The sequence below is a fragment of the Bacteroidota bacterium genome (genome assembly GCA_039714315.1).
Classification (GTDB): domain Bacteria; phylum Bacteroidota; class Bacteroidia; order Flavobacteriales; family JADGDT01; genus JADGDT01.
Window position 1 is genome coordinate 15,395 of sequence record JBDLJM010000004.1, and the last position, 19,468, is coordinate 34,862.

The following is a 19,468-nucleotide window of genomic DNA, read 5'->3' on the forward strand; positions in this document are numbered from 1 at the left end:
ACCGATACATTATGTTTAGAAAAATACTTTTATCTGTATTTATCATTTGGAGCTCCCTATCATTTGCACAGAGTTTAAAAGTGAAAGTAATTGATAAAGTCAGCAGAGAACCAATTTCTTATGCTGATGTGTTTTTTTACGAGTCTAAAACAGGAACATCAACCGATGAAGAAGGATATTTTCACGCACAGGATTTTGCTTCGCATCAATTAAAAGTCCTAATTTCGTTTATAGGTTACAAAACACTGTCAACAACTATCTACACATCCGAAGACGACATAGTTTTAGAGATGGAAAAAAGTCATATAACCTTAGAAGACGTGATTGTAGCTGTTCCGGGTGGAAAACTACAAAGTGAAAACATTGTGGCTATCGAAAATCGCAAGCTAAATGAACTTTACACATCTTCGCCTATAAATTTAAGCGGAGCAATTGCAGAAATTCCGGGAGTTGATCAAATTTCGGTTGGTGCCAGTGTAGGTAAACCGATAATCAGGGGACTTACAGGAAACAGGATACTTACATATTCGCAGGGTATAAGAGTTGAAAATCAACAATGGGGTGCCGATCACGGTTTGGGAATAAGCGATATTGGAATAGAGTCAGTTGAAGTTATTAAAGGGCCTGCATCACTACTTTACGGCTCTGACGCATTAGCAGGTGTTATATACTTTGTTGATGAACGCTATGCAAAACAAAATAGCATTGAAGGTTCTGCTCAAACAAAATATTTTTTCAACAATAAACAAACCCAAAATCAGCTTGGCTTAAAAATTAATAAAGGTAAATTCAGTCTCAATGCTTTTGGAGGATTAAACAAAGCAAGTGATTATAAATTACCCTCTAATGAGAACGTATATAATACTCGTTTCGAAGACCAAAATCTAAAGCTCTCTCTGGGCTATGCCGGCAAAAGTTGGATTTCCAACCTCAGATATTCATACTTCGAAAACTCGTATGGAATTGCGCAAGACTCTATTTATGATGGAAATAGTATTAATAAAATAGAAATTCCTTTCGTAAGCCTAACAACTAACAGCCTGAGTTTCGACAATACTGTTTTTACGGGTGATTCAAAATTAAATTTGATTTTAGGATACTCAAACGATGTACGTAAAGCCCATAAAGTTGACTTCAACAATGCGAATATAAATATGGGACTGGAAACATTTACTTATAATTTAAAATGGTATTCAACTAAAATAAACAATAAATTTTCAATCATTTTGGGCTCTCAGGGAATGCATCAAAGCAACAAAAATTCCGGATTGGGAATGGTTATACCAGATTATGTAACAAGAGACATAGGGCTATTCTCGCTGGTAAATTATAGCAGTGGAAATTTTGACATTCAGGGCGGATTAAGAGCAGATTACAGGTTGATTAATTCTGAAGAAAAGAAAGTTGGGGACTTTGTGAAGTTTCCCGAATTTACAAATGACTACAAAAGCATTAACTACTCTATAGGTTCGGTATATAAATTAAATAAAGCATATATCAGAGCTAATTTATCTTCAGGTTTTAGAGCTCCAAACTCTGCCGAATTACTTTCCAATGGTAGCTTAGGAAGTGTTAACAGATACGTAAAAGGAAATCAAAATCTGGTCAGTGAATTCTCCAATCAGTTCGATATAGGATTAAATTATACAAACGACCACTTAAACTTTTCGGTAAATCCATTTTTCAACAACATAAACAACTACATATTCCTGGCTCCAAAAGGTGAGTTAATTAACAATATTCCGGTTTACGAATACAAACAAAAAGATGCGATACTATACGGTGGCGAAATGGGAATTCACATTCACCCTCATGGAGTGCACTGGCTACATATTCGCAGTGATATTTCAACGGTATTTGCAGAAGACAAAAATGGCAACCCGCTGCCACTTATTCCGGCTACAAGGATAAACAACACCTTAAAAGTAATGCTTTCCAAAGGGGATGTTTTCAGAATAAAAAATATTTTCATTCAGGACATCTACAAGTTTGACCAAAACAGAATAGGGCAGTTCGAAACAGAAACCCAAAGTTACAACCTCATTAATGCAGGTGCAGAATTAGAAATAAGGTTAAAAAATTACTCCTTCTTAATCGATACAGGAGTTAAAAACCTCTTGAACACTAAGTATATCGACCACCTTTCGAGGTTGAAATATATGGATATTGAAGGACAGGGAATCAATTTTTATATGGGCATTAAATTCAATATAGAAACACGGTTAAATACAACAAAATAACCAACATTTATGTTTTAACATATTGCTCCTTAATTTAAAATAATATAACTACTTTTGCACAAATTTTTTTAGGTTAAAATAATTTATATTCAGATGAGTTCATCAGTAAGTAAACGATATGCACAAAGGGGTGTTTCTGCTTCGAAAGAAGATGTACACAATGCTATAAAAAATGTTGACAAGGGACTATTCCCTCAGGCATTTTGTAAAATTGTTCCGGATCACCTTACGGGTGATGAAGACTACTGTCTGGTTATGCATGCTGATGGAGCCGGCACAAAATCCTCACTTGCATACATGTACTGGAAAGAAACCGGTGATATTTCGGTTTGGAAAGGAATTGCCCAGGACGCATTGATCATGAATGTAGATGATCTTCTCTGTGTTGGAGCTACTGACAACATAATGCTATCTTCAACTATAGGAAGAAATAAAAACCTTATTCCGGGAGAAGTAATTTCTGAAATAATTAACGGAACCGAAGAGCTATTAGCCGATCTGAAAGAACACGGTGTTAGTATTTACTCTACGGGCGGGGAAACTGCCGATGTAGGCGATCTGGTTCGTACAATAATTGTAGATTCAACAGTTACAGCCCGAATGAAAAGAAGCGATGTAATTTCTAATCACAACATACAGGGTGGCGATGTTATTGTTGGATTATCATCATCGGGACAGGCTACTTACGAAAAAGAATACAACGGTGGCATGGGAAGTAATGGATTAACATCTGCCAGACACGATGTGTTTGATAAGTATTTAGCAGAAAAATTTCCTGAAAGTTTCGACTCAGCCGTACCGGAAGAATTAGTTTACTCAGGAAAAGTAAAATTAACTGATAATGTTGACGGATCGCCGATTGATGCCGGAAAATTAGTTTTATCGCCAACCAGAACCTACGCTCCTGTAATCAAAAAAATTCTTGAAAAACACAGAAGTGAAATTAACGGAATGGTTCACAATAGTGGTGGTGCACAAACAAAAGTTCTTCACTTTGTTAATGACGTTCACGTTATCAAAGACAACATGTTCGATGTTCCTCCATTATTCAAATTAATACAAGAACAATCAGGAACCGACTGGAAAGAAATGTATCAGGTGTTTAATATGGGACACAGAATGGAAATTTATGTTCCGGCAGAATTAGCTCAAAGTATTATAGAAATATCTGAAAGTTTCAATATCGAAGCCAAAATAGTAGGTAAGGTTGAAACTCATAAAGGCAAGAAATTGACTATCAAATCAGAATTTGGTACTTTCGAATATTAATAAATTGTTTGAGGTTTGAAGTTTGCATCTGCCTGTCGGCAGATTTGTTTGAGGTTAACTTTAACCTTTATAAAACCTCAAACACCAAACACCAAACACCAAACACCAAACACAAGACAATGGCATTAATAGATCAATTACATCATATAAAAACCCGTTTCGACGAGGTTGCAGACTTAATTATCCAACCGGATATTATTTCTGATCAAAAAAGATATGTTCAGCTAAATAAAGAATACAAAGACCTTGAAGTTGTTGTTGAGGCTTACAACAAATACAAAAGCCTACTTGACAACATCGAGGAAGCAAAAGAAATTATTGCCGATGGCAGTGATGCCGAAATGGTAGAAATGGCGAAGATGGAGTTGGAGGAAGCACAAGAACAAATTCCTTCTATAGAAGAGAATATCCGCTTTTTGTTGATCCCAAAAGACCCTGAAGACAGTAAAAACGTTGTAGTAGAAGTTAGAGCAGGAGCAGGTGGCGATGAAGCAAGTATATTTGCAGGAGACCTATATCGTATGTATACAAAATATTGTGACTCCAGAGGCTGGAAGGTCGATATTGTAGACTACAATGAAGGAACGTCTGGAGGTTTCAAAGAAATGATCTTCAACGTAGCAGGAAACGATGTTTATGGAACCATGAAATATGAGGCAGGTGTACACCGTGTACAACGAGTTCCACAAACCGAAACTCAAGGACGTGTACATACATCGGCAGCAACAGTAATGGTTAGTCCTGAAGCTGAAGAATTTGATGTAGAAATAAACATGAATGAAGTTCGTAAAGACTTCTTCTGTTCGTCAGGTCCGGGTGGGCAATCGGTAAACACCACATATTCGGCTGTTCGTCTTACTCACGAACCTACCGGTATTGTAGCACAATGTCAGGATCAGAAATCGCAACACAAGAACCTTGAAAAGGCATTAAAAGTACTTCGTTCCCGTCTATACGAAATGGAGCTTGCCAAAAGAAATGAAGCAGACTCTGAACGTCGTGCATCAATGGTGTCTTCCGGTGACAGATCTGCAAAGATCAGAACATACAACTACCCTCAGGGACGTGTAACTGATCACCGTATAAACCTGACTCTTTACAGTCTGAACGATATTATAAATGGTGATATCCAAAAAATAATCGACGAACTTACAATTGCTGATAATACTGCTAAACTTAAGGCAGGAGAAGAACTTTAAAATCTGTTTGAAGTTTGAGGTTTGATGTTGTCAACCACAAACCTCAAACTTCAAACACCAAACAATATGAACAGAAAACAACTAGTATCGGAAATAAAAAGAAAGAAATCATTTTTGTGTATTGGTTTAGATACTGATGTTACAAAAATACCTAAACACTTATTAAGTGAGGAGGATCCAATTTTCGCCTTTAATAAAGAAATTATCGATGCTACACATGATTTAGCCGTTGCCTACAAACCCAATACAGCTTTTTATGAAGCACATGGTGTAAAAGGATGGATTTCTCTTGAAAAAACAATAAACTATATTAACGAGAATTACCCCGAAATCTTCACTATCGCCGATGCAAAACGTGGAGATATTGGAAACACCTCAAAAATGTATGCTAAAGCTTTTTTAGAAGACCTGGATTTTGACTCCGTAACTGTAGCACCATACATGGGAAGTGATTCTGTTAAACCTTTTTTGGAGTTTAAAAACAAATGGGTAATCCTACTTGGCTTAACCTCAAATCAGGGAGCATTCGACTTTCAGTTCATAAAAGACTCTGAAGGAAAAGAATTGAATCAACACGTGATGGAAAAAGCATCTGAATGGGCAAACGATGAACAGTTAATGTTTGTTGTAGGTGCTACAAAAGCAGAATACTTATCTGAAATTAGAAAAACTATTCCGAAGCATTTTTTACTTGTTCCCGGAGTTGGTGCACAGGGCGGCAGTCTGTCTGATGTAGTCAAATTCGGTAAAAACGAAGATGTAGGGTTACTTATAAACTCATCAAGAGGCATAATTTACGCTGATAAAACCGAAAACTTCGCATCGACCGCAAGAATGAAAGCCTCTGATATTCAAAGAGAAATGGAACAATATCTCTAAGATTTTATTTCTCAATAAATTAAAAAATTTATCCAAGCCTGATACATACTTGTTTCAGGCTTTTTTTATTCTAAAAAAGGTATTTTTGTTTTCAACAATCAACATTTCAAACCTTTATGAATAAACTACTGCTATCCACTACTCTGCTAACTTTATTTAACCTCAATATATTTTCTCAAAATATTATAGTTGAAACAGGAGGAAGTGTTAACGCTTCTTTAATGGGAGGATCTAATTTAGGTATGATTCCGGGTGCAGGAGGAAAGATTGTAAACAGAATAAATTTTACAGAAACAAAATTTGTATTAAAAAACAGCGCAGGAATAACTACCTATGGGCAAAAACCTGTTAAGAGCGAGTACAAAAACAAAGCTTACGATTACCATTGGATGCTAGACGCTATGCTAGAATATAATTTCTTTGAGTTTGGCGGAATACGCTATAATAGATCAACGAGTTTTACTCCCTACGTAGGGGCAGGGGTTAACACTATCTACAGAAGTACTAAAGACTATGGCAGCAGAGCTGGAAGCGATGGATTATACCTTACACTTAAAAGCAGTCTGGGTTTGAAATACAGAGTAAACGAAACTCTTATAATTAACCTTGAAGGATATTTAGAATGGGATTTTAGCGATAAGCTGGACAATGACAACCTCAGACACACTCTGGAAATCCCGTCCGACACTCCAGAACTATTGCGATATGACCATTCGGTACACTTCTCAATAGGCTTCACCTATATTATAGACAGAAGAACAAAAATGAACAAGCACAATCTCCCATGGAGTGACAATCTATAGAACACACTTACATTCAATCAATTAAAGACCAAATACACTTATTTTTTAGAGAAAAATCATTAAATTTATATAATAACTAATGAGACAAACTCTTAAACATGAATAAAGTATTAACTTTTATTCCTATTTTTCTACTGTTTACCTTTAATTCATATGCTCAAAATAACATTGTCATTGAATCAGGGTTTAGCGGAAATTTCTCAATTATGGGCACCTCAAGCCTGGGGGTCATTCCGGGCGGTGGTGGAAAAATAGATAACAGAATTAACTTTGCAGGTTCAAAGTTTGTCTTAAAAAACTCTTTTGGACTTACTACATACGGTAGAAAACCTCTGGATGGAGAAAAAGAAATAAATAAGGCCCTCGATTACCACTGGATGCTTGATGCTATGGCCGAATACAATTTTTTGAGGTTTGGCCAACTACATTACCACAGTATAAGACACTGGACCCCATACATTGGAGGAGGAATAAATACAATTTTAAGATTTACCGGAGATTACGCCAATAGAAAAGCCAGCAGAGGTATTTATTTCACAATAAAAGGCAGCCTTGGGATAAAATACCGGATTAACGAATTTTTTGTAATGAATGTTGAAGGATATTTAGAGTATGATTTTAGTGATATGCTGGATAACAAGAACCGTAACATTGAAGAGCACCCTTCAGTATATCCGGATTTTCTCAGATATGATCATACTGCGCATTTCTTAATCGGGATTACCTATGTAATTCATAAAAGAGTCAGATACCCCAGACTTCCCTGGAGCGATAATTTATTCAAAAAAAATAAGAGGCCTTTTTAGACCTCTTATTATTTCTACTTTTTCCTAAAGTAAATCTGTATCGGAACTCCGGTAAAATCAAAATTCTCCCTAAGCTGGTTTTCTACATACCTCTTATAAGGATCTTTAATATACTGTGGTAAGTTCGCAAAAAATGCAAACTGAGGAGTATATGTCGGCAGTTGGGTACAGAATTTAATCTTTACAAATTTACCTTTAATTCCCGGTGGCGGATTATCCTGAACTATTTCCAGCATAACTTCATTAAATTTGCTGGTAGCTATTCTTTTCTTTCTGTTTTCGTGTACTTCCATTGCTGTTTCAACAGCTTTAAACACACGCTGCTTTGTTAAAGCTGACACAAAAACTATTGGATAATCTGTGAAAGGTGCAGTACGTGCACGAATTGCAGCTTCGTACTTCTTAGGTGTATTACTATCTTTATCCTCGACTAAATCCCACTTATTCACCAATACAACAATTCCTTTCTTATTTTTCTCAGCCAGGTGGAAAATACTTAAATCCTGCGATTCAATTCCACGTGTAGCATCAATCATCATCAAACAAACATCGGCGTTTTCTATAGCCCTAATAGATCGCATCACCGAGTAAAATTCCAGATCTTCATGAACCTTACTTTTCTTCCTGAGTCCGGCAGTATCGACAAGAGTGAATTCCTGACCATATCTGTTATAATTCGAATCAAGAGAATCGCGTGTAGTTCCGGCTATATCCGTAACAATATTTCGCTCCTCACCAAGTAAAACATTAATAAGAGATGACTTCCCTGCATTTGGTCGACCTATCACGGCAAAACGGGGCAATTCATTCTCATCTTTCTCTTCTTCCGGTTCAAAAGATTCCACAACTGCATCCAACAAATCTCCTGTTCCACTTCCACTAATTGCGGCTACTGAATAATATTCGCCAAGTCCTAAAGAATAAAACTCTACGGCATCGGCATGCCTTGATGAATTATCAACTTTGTTAACCATTAAAAAAACCGGCTTCTTTGACTTTCGCAACAAGTTCGCCACCTCCATATCCATAGAAGTTACTCCTGCTTCGACATCTACAACAAAAATTATAGCATTAGCTTCATCTACAGCCAGGTCTACCTGCTTTCTTATTTCTGCCTCGAAAATATCATCCGAACCAACAATATAACCTCCGGTATCGATTATTGAAAATTCTTTTCCGTTCCACTCCGATTTACCATAATGACGGTCGCGGGTAACTCCGCTAACCGAATCAACTATCGCTTGTCTGCGCTGTGTCAGTCTATTGAAAAGCGTTGATTTTCCAACATTTGGTCTTCCTACTATCGCAACTATATTTCCCATTACAACTATTTTTTTTCGTCTCCCGACGTATTAATATTTATCTAGCTTTAGCTATTACACAAATTATTTAAGAATTGTACCCGTATTTTTTAAGTTGACGGTCATTACTTCTCCAATTTTTATCAATTTTCACAACCAATTCGATATGAACATGCTTTTCGAAGAATTTTTGAAGATCTTTTCGCGCTTCGGTTCCAACTCTTTTAAGCATATTTCCCTTATGTCCGATAAGAATCCCTTTCTGGGTTTCCCGTTCAACATAAATGACTGTTCTCATCCTGATAATTTTCTCCTCCTCAAAAAACTCTTCTGTTACAACTTCTACAGCATAGGGTATTTCTTTCTTATAATGCATAAGAATTTTCTCCCTTACTATTTCATTAACAAAAAACTTCTCCGGCTTATCGGTTAATTGATCTTTGGGATAAAATGCAGGTGACTCAGGTAAAAGCTCCAATATTTTATTGAATACAACATCAACATTAAAACCTTCCTTAGCAGATATAGGTAATACCATTGCATTTGAAACTTTCTCTTTCCAATAAGATATTTTTTCTTCTACACTATCCTGTTCTGCAGTATCAATCTTGTTAACCAATAATAATACCGGAACTTCAGCATTTCTAATTTTATTAAAAAATGCTTCATCCTTCAGCTCCTTTTCTCCAATTTCTACCATATACACAAGTATATCGGCATCTTGAAATGCAGACTTAACAAAGTCCATCATAGACTCCTGTAAACCATATGCAGGTTTAATAATCCCGGGTGTATCGGAAAACAATATTTGGAAATCGTCACCATTAAGAATACCGAGTATTCTATGACGTGTGGTTTGAGCTTTTGAAGTAATAATTGAAAGCTTCTCACCAACCAAAGCATTCATCAATGTAGATTTTCCTACATTCGGGTTTCCGATAATATTCACATAACCAGCCCTGTGCTTCATATTCTATCTATTTTAAAATAATAGTTAGCTAATACCAATATAAAATTGGTATAAATTTACAACAAATAAATAACGCTATAATTTTGAAATACAAAAAAAGGCTGAAAATCAGCCTTTTGAATTTCTTAGTAGCGGGGACTGGACTCGAACCAGCGACCTTCGGGTTATGAGCCCGACGAGCTACCTACTGCTCTACCCCGCGATGTATCTTCTGTTGTTTGAGGCTTAACTGTTTAGAGCTTGAGCTTAACAACACCAAACTTCAAACAATTTAACTTTAAACAATTCTAGTAGCGGGGACTGGACTCGAACCAGCGACCTTCGGGTTATGAGCCCGACGAGCTACCTACTGCTCTACCCCGCGATATACCTTATGATTGTTTATCCGTTTACAAGATTAATTGTTTATCTATTTCCTTAAATAATTAAAGACAAAAACGAATAAAAACTTAGTAGCGGGGACTGGACTCGAACCAGCGACCTTCGGGTTATGAGCCCGACGAGCTACCTACTGCTCTACCCCGCGATATTTGCGACTGCAAAGGTAATAATATTTTCATTACATCCTAATATAAAATAAAAAAGTCGCTACATCTCTGTAGCGACCATAAAATATATGATTTGAAAAGCTTTTAGAATCTAATTCCTCTTCGCATTAAATTCCAGTATAAGAAAGATAATCCGTAACGCTTCATCATCCACATTACCCATCTTTCTTTTGCTGTAAGCCAGTTAGGTAACATTGGATCTGTCATACGAACACCGTCATAACCAAATTCGGCCAAAAGCATAGTATGATAAGATGTTACAAGAGGACAAGATGCATATCCCGAATATTTCATATCAGAGATAGGCTTGCCATTTACCAGGTTAACAATATTAGTCACAACAACAGGTGCTTGTTTACGTATACCTGCTCCTGTACGGGCTGTCGGTAAATCGGTAACATCACCTACTCCAAATACATTTGGATAACGCTTGTGCTGTAATGAATATTGATCAATTTCCATCCAGCCTTTGTTTGGTCCTTCCTGATTAGCCAATTTTGTCTTTTGAAACCAACGAGGAGCCGACATAGGAGGAGCTAAGTGAAGCATATCGTAATTTATTACATAACGAGCTCCAACATGCTTCTCATCTAACTTGTGGTTTGCTTCTTCAACTTCATATTGTTCACCTTCTTCATCCCATACATAGCCAATACATCCCGCAGCATTACGCTCATCATTCACTACATAATTAGAAACCCCATGAACACTTGGTAATTCAAGACGTTCGTAATGTGCTTCTTTTTTCTCCCCGTCAACCTTAACTAACTTATATCCATATCGCTGAGCAATATCATACTTTTCGTTAGCTATCCTTTTCAATTCCGTCTTAAATGGCTCAACACCAAATATCATTGTACCGGGAGTAGCAAATACTAAATGTGTTTCTTTATCTAAATTATGCTTTCTCATGTAATCAGCAGTAAGATACATGATTTTTTGCGGAGCTCCCGGACATTTAATCGGAGTCGCTGCCTGAGTAAACAAACCAACTCCCTTTTTAAACTTTTGTAATACTTCCCAAGTGTAATCAGGATCAATATAATTTGAACAAACTCCATTTTTCCCCATTGCATCCTCTAAACCTTCAATAAGGTCAAGTCTCATTTCAATACCCGGAGAAACAACTAAATACTCATACTCAATTGTATCCCCGTTTTTTAATGTAATAATATTTTTATCAGGATCTATATCTACAACATAATCCTTAATGCGTTTAGCTTTTGAAGGAAGAATTTCATCCATCGGTCGGGCAGTATGAGACTTAGGAACTACTCCTGCCCCAACTAATGTCCATTCAGGTTGATAATAGTGTGTATCGGAAGGCTCAATTATTGCCACATCGAAGTCTTTTCCTCCGTAACGAAATAATTGAGAAGCGGTCATCATTGTACCAGTACCTCCTCCAATAAAAACAATTTGATGCTTTGTTGAACTCATTTTAGAATATATTTAATAATCTTTATATATAATTGTGTTGACATAACAAAAGAATGACATATTGACCGGTAAAACGATGATCTACGTCATGTTTTGCTAATTTATCATAAACAAATCATCTATCCAAATTATCAAGTTCATTTTCCAGGTTCTCCCAATTCCCTAACAAATCATCGAGTTTTGACTTATCACTTTCATAGGTTTCAAACTTACCATCCTGGCTAACAATTCTTTCATAACCACCTGGCTCCGAAAGCTCTTTATCGAAAACAGCAATTTTCTCCTCTAATTCAGCAATCTTCTTTTCTAAATTATTAATTTGATTTTTTATACGTTTAATCTTCTTTTCATTTTCCCGATTATTCTTCCACTCAAATTTATTTTTTGATTTGCCGACATTTTCAGGGTTATGAACAACTTCATCATCTTTTAACTCCAAAAGTCGCATATCTTCGATCTTTTTTTGATCCAAAAAGAAATTAATATCGCCTAAATGTTCTTTTATCACACCATCCCTAAACTCATACACTACATCCGAAAGCCCCTGTAGAAAATCTCTATCATGCGAAACCAATATCAAAGTTCCGGTATATCTTCGCAATGCTTCTTTTAAAACCTCTTTAGAGTTGATATCCAAATGGTTAGTAGGCTCATCAAGAATAAGTACATTATGAGGTTTTAACAATAACTTAGCCAGAGACAACCTACCTCTTTCACCCCCTGACAAAACTTTCACTTTCTTATCTACATCCTCTCCCTTAAATAAAAATGCACCTAAAATATCTCTAACCTTAGTTCTGCTTCTCTCATCTGCAGCATCTTCGAGAGTCTGTAGAACAGTGATATTATCATCAAAAAGACCGGACTGATTTTGAGCAAAATATCCTATATCAACATTGTGACCTATTTTTAATTCACCGTCAAAATCCAATTCACCAGTAATCATTCTGGCCAAAGTTGTTTTACCCTGTCCATTTTGCCCGACAAATGCAATTTTTGATCCTCTTTCAATCATAAATTCCAGATTAGAAAGAACGTTTTTTTCACCGTATGACTTTGACAAATTATTTGCTTCACAAACAATCTTTCCGGATTGAACTCCCGTTTCGAACTTGAGATTCATTGTTTGATTCTCAAAGCCTTCTACTTCGATCCTTTCCATTTTGTCTAACTTCTTTATCAAAGACTGTGCAAATGCCGCTTTAGAAGCTTTATATCTAAATTTTTCTATGAGCTCTTCAGTATGCTTTATTTCTTTATCCTGATTTTGTTTTGATTGAAGTTGTTTCTCATAACGTTCTTCACGAAGTATCAAATACTGTGAATAGGATGATTTATAATCAAATATCTTGCCTAATGAAATCTCAATTGTACGATTACAAACGTTGTCCAAAAACATTTTATCATGCGACACCAGCACCACAGACCCTTTGTAATTTTTTAAAAATGTTTCAAGCCATATTATAGACTCTATGTCGAGGTGGTTAGTTGGCTCATCGAGCAATAAAACATCTGGTTTACTAAGTAAGAGCTTCGCAAGTTCGATACGCATTCTCCAACCTCCTGAAAATTCATTAGACTGCCTGTCAAAATCTTCCTTTACAAAACCCAAACCTTTTAAAACCTTCTCGATGTCGCCCTGAATTTGATGACCTCCCAAAAGCTCAATTTTATCATTCAGATCGTTAAGATCATGAATAAGATCCATATATGAATCACTCTCATAATCGCTACGCTCTTCCAACTGCTTATTAATTACAGCTATTTTCTCCTCTACTGCATTGAGCTCTGCAAAAGCTTTTTCTGCCTCTTCCTTTACTGTAAATCCGTCAACAAAATCAATATCCTGCTCTAAATATCCAACTCTCACATCTCTAATTACAACCACATTTCCTTTAGTAGGTTCCTGCTTTTTAGAAATAATCTTTAGCAAAGTTGATTTACCGGCTCCATTTCTACCAACAAGTCCTATTCTATTACCTTTGTCAATTGTGAAATTAATTGAATCGAACAAAGGTCTTCCTACAAATTCAACAGTGAGATTATTTACTGATACCATGTTATAAATTTTGAAATATTCTGCAAAAATGGTGTTTTTTAATGAGTTTATAAAAAAAAAGCCTCCACAACTAAGTGAAGGCTTTCAATTTTATTAGAAATAATGGATATTAATAATTCCACAAATCCATTTCGAAATCTCTTATTCTTGATTTCACCTTACCGGCTTCAAGAAGCTGGAACATGGCGTTTTCCTTTATATATTCCGATACTTTTCTATCTCCATAAACATTATCTTCCTTGTAAATAACACCGAGAAAACGACGAGCATTTAAAAGGTTATCATAAGATAAAGAGAATGATGTATTTTTAGGATTAAATACCTTTGTCTTGCTCATAACCTCACGTGTATCAGGATACCAAACCCAAAATAGCTCAACCATATCAGGGTTTTCACTATCCATTTCGTTCACGTCAGGTGAAACCGGAGCAAGCGCCAGTAATCGGTATTTCATCTCTCCATTACGTTTGTCGAAATACCAAATTCCTTTCGTCTTAATCTGAGTAATATCTCTTGACGTCAATGAAGTTCTCACAATATACTCAGGAGATACAGGCTCTCCGGCATTATACTGTTCAATTCCAACATCTAAGGTATCAACTCTGACCAATGACTCATTAATTTCATTCAGTGATTTTCGTGCTGTAAAATAATCATCAGAATAAACTTCTGTTATCTCACCATTTTTTATACCCCTCAACAATGCGTCAAATAATGATCTACGCTCATTACCAATATTCATAGTATCGATAGGGTAATAATAAGCAAGGTTTAATTTCTCATTAAGATCTAGTATCTCCCATACAGTTGTTGACCACATAATATCCCTGTCGTCAATATATCCATAATCCATCGGACTATCTTTTTCCTCAACGAGTTCTCCTTCATCATTCTTCACTACATTATTTTTGGTAATTTCGTCCGGAGTTTTTGCATTCAGTAAATTTTGTGCATTTACAATACCTGTAAAAGCAACAGCAAAAATTAGTAATAAATATTTTCTAATCATGGGTTCTATCCTTTATGATTCCTTAAATATAATATTAACGTCCTGTAATTGTAACAACTATCGGTGAAACTCTAGCAATTTTATAACTAGCATTACCCGGTATTTGTACTTTTATATCACGTATTGTAATTTCTGATCCAATTGGCACACGTTTTAATGCATCATTTACCCTGCGGTCAGTTTTATTACCCCTAACCTTAAAAGTTGGTTTCCCAGGTATTTTAAGATTAAAAGATACCACCTTAAGTTTCAAATCAAACTCAAAGTTTGGAAGTCTAGCTTCAATTGGCAATTTTGTAAGGTTAGTTACAGGCAGCTTAATTTCCGGTTTTCCTCCAATAGCTCCCATCGGCATAGGAATATCTTTAATACGATATTTTTGAGCCGGGAATGTTTTGGTAGAACCATCAGCCATAGTCGCAGTTACAACTATGTTTGCCTCACGTCCCCTAACAGTAGTTACGTTAGCAATGTATTTTCCTGCACTCTTTTGTCTTAAACCTGGACCAGTAACTTTAAGTTTGTTAGCAGGTACACCAGGAACAGAAACAGATATCGGGTTCGAAACACCGCGATAAAGTACATTCATCTTGTCGGCAGAAATAACAACTGCAGGCTCGTTTACATTATATCTACTTATAAACGGATATTCTTTTGGTTCAGATCCATCTTCAGATTTAACTCTGATAACTCCTCCCCAACTAAATTCTCCTGTTGATGAAGTTGGGATTTCAACAATACCTGCTCCTCCTTTAAGAGAAAGTTTTTTCTCTGAATTATCAAGTCTGTTTCCGTTTGCATCTACTTTCCACAAGTACATGTCGGGCTCTAACGTAGAGTCGTATGCAGCCAACATTAACTTTGCCTCGAATTTAGCACCTTTCATTACAGTTGTTGAACTGGCAATTGGCAAAGCTGTCATTTTATTAACAGTAATTTGCTCTCCAAGTGCCTCATCTGCAACTTTCTGCATAACACTTGACTGTGCATTTCTTACATCTGCTTTAATTTGAGAGATGAAGGTCATTGCTGCTGCCAAAGGATAATGCTCAAACCTTTGTTTAACCCAAGGAATTTTAGCACCATCCGGAGTAATAATAGGATCAGTATTTAAAGAAGTTTCGATTTGCTGCTTAACCGCAGGATTTTTAGTCATTGTTAACAATAACTCTCTATAATCAGAAACAGCATTTTCTAATTCTGCACCCCTTCCTCTTTTTGGATCACCTCCGGGAAATAATATTTCATCTCCGGCTTTAGAATCCATGTCGCCCCATGGCAAATTACCATCTTCATCGCGCTCGCCTGCTCTATTCTCGAATTCTTTAGTAATATCATCTAACAAAGCTACCACCTTATTAGATTCAATTTTAACCTCTGTAGCGCGCTCATAAATAACGCTATACTTCTCCGGGTTATTTTGATTTTTTGATTTTAAATCATTATATATAAAATCACTACTATAAACTAACTGCTTTGTAGTAGAATTTATACTATCATTAATATTTCCGAATGCCAAAAGAACTTCTTTCGATACATTCAAAGCCAGCATAGCCATTAACACGAGATACATCATGTTAATCATCTTCTGCCTATTACTTAATTTTCCTGCTGCCATTTTTCTTAGTAACTTTATTTATTACTTATTAACATTCATGGCAGATAACATACCTCCATATACATTATTAAGAGAGGAAAGATTTTCTGTCAATTCTTTAACCTGAACATGCATTTTCTTTGCATCTTCTACCGATACAGCAATATTTTTAACCATATCGCCACTTGCAGATACCTGATCGGTCATATTACTGATCTGGTCACTATACATTTGATTCATCGATTTTACCTGATCAGCAGCTCTATTAAGCTCATCTCCATAATTTACTGAAGATTCTGCAGCTTTCATAAACGACCTATTAATATCAGCCTGAGCAGAAGTCTGCGCAGCATGAGTTTCGTAATAAGTATTAAGTGTACTCATATGATTAGCAGCAATAGCCAACTGATCAGAATATGATTGTGCATTTCTGTTTGCATCGACAACAGTTACTAAACCTCTTGTCGCTTCAGAAAACTTATCAATTCCAGCTCCAAGTTTCTCAACCTTATCGGCATTAAACTTAGCATCATCGAATATTCTGTCTAATTTATCAGAAAAAGCTTTTTCTATATCTCCATTGCTTGATGCTTTTGCACTACTTTTAGCAAAAGTACTTGGATCAGCATTCTCTGCCAACTCAGGATATACTCTTTCCCAATTCAATTCAACGTGCTGAGGTTCAAAAGCAGAAACAATAAATATAAATGTCTCTGTTAACAGTCCTGCTCCAATTATAAAATCTCCATAAGGAAGGTGCAGAATTTTAAACATTGCTCCAAAAATTACAACTGCCGCACCTAAACTATAGATGTAGTTCATTCTTTTCTTTCCCTGCAATGTATCAAAGTCAATAAATGCCATGGTATTCGTTTTTTTTAGTATTAATGATTATTGTTTTAGTGTATTCTTTTTTATTATTAAGGCATTCCTGTTCCCTGGTAACTCTGAACAGTTCTGAAGCCTATAAACGATCTTGCCGTATCTTTATACTCGTAATCTCTTGTACTTACCTGCAAATAGTAAGCAACATCTTTCCAGGATCCACCTCGTATAACTTTTCTCTTATTGTTCGTGTCTTCGTAATTTGGATTCATTGTTGACACAAAGTAATAAGCCGATACATCATAAGCTGTATTTGTCCATTCAGAAACATTACCGGCCATATTATACAAACCGTAATCATTAGGGAAATATGCATCTGCCTGTACAGTATAAAGAGCCCCATCAGCAAGATAATCACCTCTCATAGGCTTAAAATTAGCCATGAAGCAACCTCTGTCGTCTTCGGCATAAGGTCCTCCCCAAGGATAAGTTGCATATTCAAGACCACCTCTGGCTGCATACTCCCATTCAGCTTCAGTAGGAAGTCTGAAAGGATTAATTGTAGCCTCCTTATTCGATTTTAAGAAATCGTTCTTATACTTTGTTCTCCAGGCACAAAAAGCCTTAGCCTGATCAAATGAAACACCCACAACAGGGTAATCATTATAGGCAGCATGCCAGAAATAATCTCTTTGCATCGGCTCATTATAAGAATACGAGAAATCTCTAACCCATACAGTTGTATCGGGATATATCTCTAATTCCTTCTGATGAACAAAATCTTTTCTATTTCCTCCTTTTTTGATAGCCTTTTGAAGGTCTACCCAGTAATATCTATACTTGAGTTTTCTGGAATCAAGATTTCTATCACCATAGAACCTCTCTTCCATTGGCAGATACATTGAGTCCATTATCTCTGCATACTCAATGCTAGGATATCTATTCACATCCCAAACAATCTCTTTAGACCAATCTAAATAACGGCCTTCAAGCATATCCGATTCATCAATAGCACTGGCGTTCTTATCAATTAAGTATTGATAATACGGACTTTCAGACGTATCAACATCTTTAAACCTATAGTACCCCAACCCTTCATCGTCGGTAAGGTTTTCTTCATAAGCCCTCATAGCCAGATTATATCTCACCAATGAGTCTCTTACCCAATGAACAAATTGTCTGTACTCATTATTTGTTATTTCAGTTTCATCCATATAAAATGAAGCAACTGATACCGTTTTAGATGGAGCTGTCATAGTTGACGCTACATCGTAGTCTGCGGCTCCCATTGTGAATGACCCGGCAGGTATATATGACATACCATATGGTTGTTCCGGAATCCAAGACTTTCCTGTTTCAGCCCCTACTAACTCACCTCGATGATTTTTACTACAACCTATCAAACTAAGCGCGGCTATTCCTAATACAAATATTCTTTTCATGAATAATGGATTTTATCCTTATTTAAGTTAGATACCATAAGAATCGTAAACCTATAATATTTTTTGCCTTTTTCAACATAATTTAAAAAAAGTTTACAAAAATCTTACATTCCTATTCTTCTTACTTTTTTTTACTTTTTCTGCAAACGAAAAACAATACTTCACACTTAACTCATGCGAACCGCCACTTTGTGAAAACGATCCTATTTTATTAACGCCAAAATCATATGAATAATACAATTTCAAATCTTCCAACAGACTATACCCTAACAAGATAGAAGCAGAATCCTGCCATCTATAAGTACTGCCTACTATCAAGTTTTCATATATTTCAGCATTAACATTTAAATCAAATTGATATGCACTCATATCAGTTCGCAACATTATATTTGGTATTATTTTAAACGCAGAATTTAATCTTATCGTATATCCTGATGTAAAGTAATACTGTCTTTTTTGAGAGATTATTACTTCATCAAACGAATTATTTTGTTCTAAAAGGTTCAAAATTGAAAAACCAACGTACCATTTCTTTGCCATATATTGGAATCCTATACCGAAATTCGGAGCCCATGAACTGGTTTTTCCGTAAAAAATATCCGGGTCATTTCCCGCTTCGGTTTCCGGAGTCACAAAATTTAAATCGCTCAATGACATATTCAGTACTCCTACTTTTAACCCCATACTAAAAATCGCATCCTTTAAATAGATCGAATATGCATAATTCCCCTCTATCTGGATACGATTATATTTCCCTAATTTATCATTATATACCGCTAAACCTACCCCCATATTCTTTGTCAGCTTTGGCATTGCTGCATTCACTCCCATCAAAACAGGTGCTCCATCTATTCCCGTCCACTGCGATCTGTAAAATGCAGAAACACACAATTCATCCCCATCGGCAATAGTCGATGGATTAAACACATTTTTATTAAACATAAAATGAGTTAAATTAGGCGATTGTTGTGCAAAGATGCTAATGTTTAAAAACATTAACAAAGCAACATTTAAAAGTAGTCTCAGCTTCAAATCTTAAGAATTGGTTAAGTTCTATTTCCTGAGCAAGATAAATAAAATG

At 35.9% G+C, this 19,468-nt stretch carries 15 protein-coding genes and 3 tRNA genes; 6 read left to right on the forward strand and 12 right to left on the reverse strand.

Annotation, left to right across the window (positions count from 1 at the left end; genetic code table 11):
* Positions 1-11: 11 nt before the first annotated feature.
* From ABFR62_01150 to ABFR62_01175, 6 genes are all read left to right on the forward strand, one after another.
* Complete coding sequence (locus ABFR62_01150; GenBank protein MEN8137019.1) at positions 12-2,240, forward strand: TonB-dependent receptor; 2,229 nt, start codon at positions 12-14, stop codon at positions 2,238-2,240.
* A gap of 93 nt (positions 2,241-2,333) precedes the next feature.
* The gene (locus tag ABFR62_01155; GenBank protein ID MEN8137020.1) at positions 2,334-3,509 is read left to right on the forward strand and encodes an AIR synthase related protein; all 1,176 of its coding nucleotides are present in this window, start codon (positions 2,334-2,336) and stop codon (positions 3,507-3,509) included.
* Positions 3,510-3,628: 119 nt separating this feature from the next.
* Positions 3,629-4,708 (forward strand): peptide chain release factor 1, encoded by a 1,080-nt coding sequence (prfA, locus tag ABFR62_01160; protein ID MEN8137021.1) that lies wholly within the window; start codon positions 3,629-3,631, stop codon positions 4,706-4,708.
* Positions 4,709-4,774: 66 nt separating this feature from the next.
* Positions 4,775-5,587 (forward strand): orotidine-5'-phosphate decarboxylase, encoded by an 813-nt coding sequence (pyrF, locus tag ABFR62_01165; protein MEN8137022.1) that lies wholly within the window; start codon positions 4,775-4,777, stop codon positions 5,585-5,587.
* Between the two features lie 116 nt (positions 5,588-5,703).
* Positions 5,704-6,390, forward strand: coding sequence for a DUF6089 family protein (locus ABFR62_01170; GenBank protein ID MEN8137023.1), 687 nt, complete (start codon positions 5,704-5,706; stop codon positions 6,388-6,390).
* A 98-nt stretch (positions 6,391-6,488) separates the two neighbouring features.
* On the forward strand, positions 6,489-7,196 hold the full coding sequence (locus tag ABFR62_01175; protein ID MEN8137024.1) for a DUF6089 family protein: 708 nt from the start codon (positions 6,489-6,491) through the stop codon (positions 7,194-7,196).
* 14 nt (positions 7,197-7,210) lie between these two features.
* Here ABFR62_01175 and der read toward each other — a convergent pair whose 3' ends face one another.
* From der to ABFR62_01235, 12 genes are all read right to left on the reverse strand, one after another.
* Complete coding sequence (der, locus tag ABFR62_01180) at positions 7,211-8,518, reverse strand: ribosome biogenesis GTPase Der (GenBank protein ID MEN8137025.1); 1,308 nt, start codon at positions 8,516-8,518, stop codon at positions 7,211-7,213.
* A 67-nt stretch (positions 8,519-8,585) separates the two neighbouring features.
* The gene (gene era, locus ABFR62_01185) at positions 8,586-9,467 is read right to left on the reverse strand and encodes a GTPase Era (protein ID MEN8137026.1); all 882 of its coding nucleotides are present in this window, start codon (positions 9,465-9,467) and stop codon (positions 8,586-8,588) included.
* A gap of 129 nt (positions 9,468-9,596) precedes the next feature.
* Positions 9,597-9,669: transfer RNA gene (locus ABFR62_01190), tRNA-Met, on the reverse strand.
* An 89-nt stretch (positions 9,670-9,758) separates the two neighbouring features.
* Positions 9,759-9,831, reverse strand: a tRNA-Met gene (locus ABFR62_01195).
* Positions 9,832-9,920: 89 nt separating this feature from the next.
* Positions 9,921-9,993, reverse strand: a tRNA-Met gene (locus ABFR62_01200).
* Positions 9,994-10,099: 106 nt separating this feature from the next.
* Complete coding sequence (locus ABFR62_01205) at positions 10,100-11,455, reverse strand: FAD/NAD(P)-binding oxidoreductase (protein MEN8137027.1); 1,356 nt, start codon at positions 11,453-11,455, stop codon at positions 10,100-10,102.
* 115 nt (positions 11,456-11,570) lie between these two features.
* Positions 11,571-13,514, reverse strand: a complete 1,944-nt coding sequence (locus ABFR62_01210; protein ID MEN8137028.1) for an ABC-F family ATP-binding cassette domain-containing protein — start codon at positions 13,512-13,514, stop codon at positions 11,571-11,573.
* A gap of 109 nt (positions 13,515-13,623) precedes the next feature.
* Positions 13,624-14,523: a gliding motility protein GldN gene (gene gldN / locus ABFR62_01215; protein MEN8137029.1), complete on the reverse strand. Its 900-nt coding sequence runs from the start codon at positions 14,521-14,523 to the stop codon at positions 13,624-13,626.
* 34 nt (positions 14,524-14,557) lie between these two features.
* Entirely contained in the window at positions 14,558-16,141 is a 1,584-nt protein-coding gene (gene gldM, locus ABFR62_01220) for a gliding motility protein GldM (GenBank protein ID MEN8137030.1), read from the reverse strand.
* A 21-nt stretch (positions 16,142-16,162) separates the two neighbouring features.
* Positions 16,163-16,984, reverse strand: a complete 822-nt coding sequence (gene gldL, locus ABFR62_01225) for a gliding motility protein GldL (protein MEN8137031.1) — start codon at positions 16,982-16,984, stop codon at positions 16,163-16,165.
* A gap of 56 nt (positions 16,985-17,040) precedes the next feature.
* Positions 17,041-18,387, reverse strand: a complete 1,347-nt coding sequence (gldK, locus tag ABFR62_01230; GenBank protein ID MEN8137032.1) for a gliding motility lipoprotein GldK — start codon at positions 18,385-18,387, stop codon at positions 17,041-17,043.
* 93 nt (positions 18,388-18,480) lie between these two features.
* A complete protein-coding gene (locus tag ABFR62_01235; protein MEN8137033.1) occupies positions 18,481-19,419 on the reverse strand; it encodes a PorP/SprF family type IX secretion system membrane protein in 939 nt (312 codons plus the stop codon).
* Between the last annotated feature and the right edge of the window lie 49 nt (positions 19,420-19,468).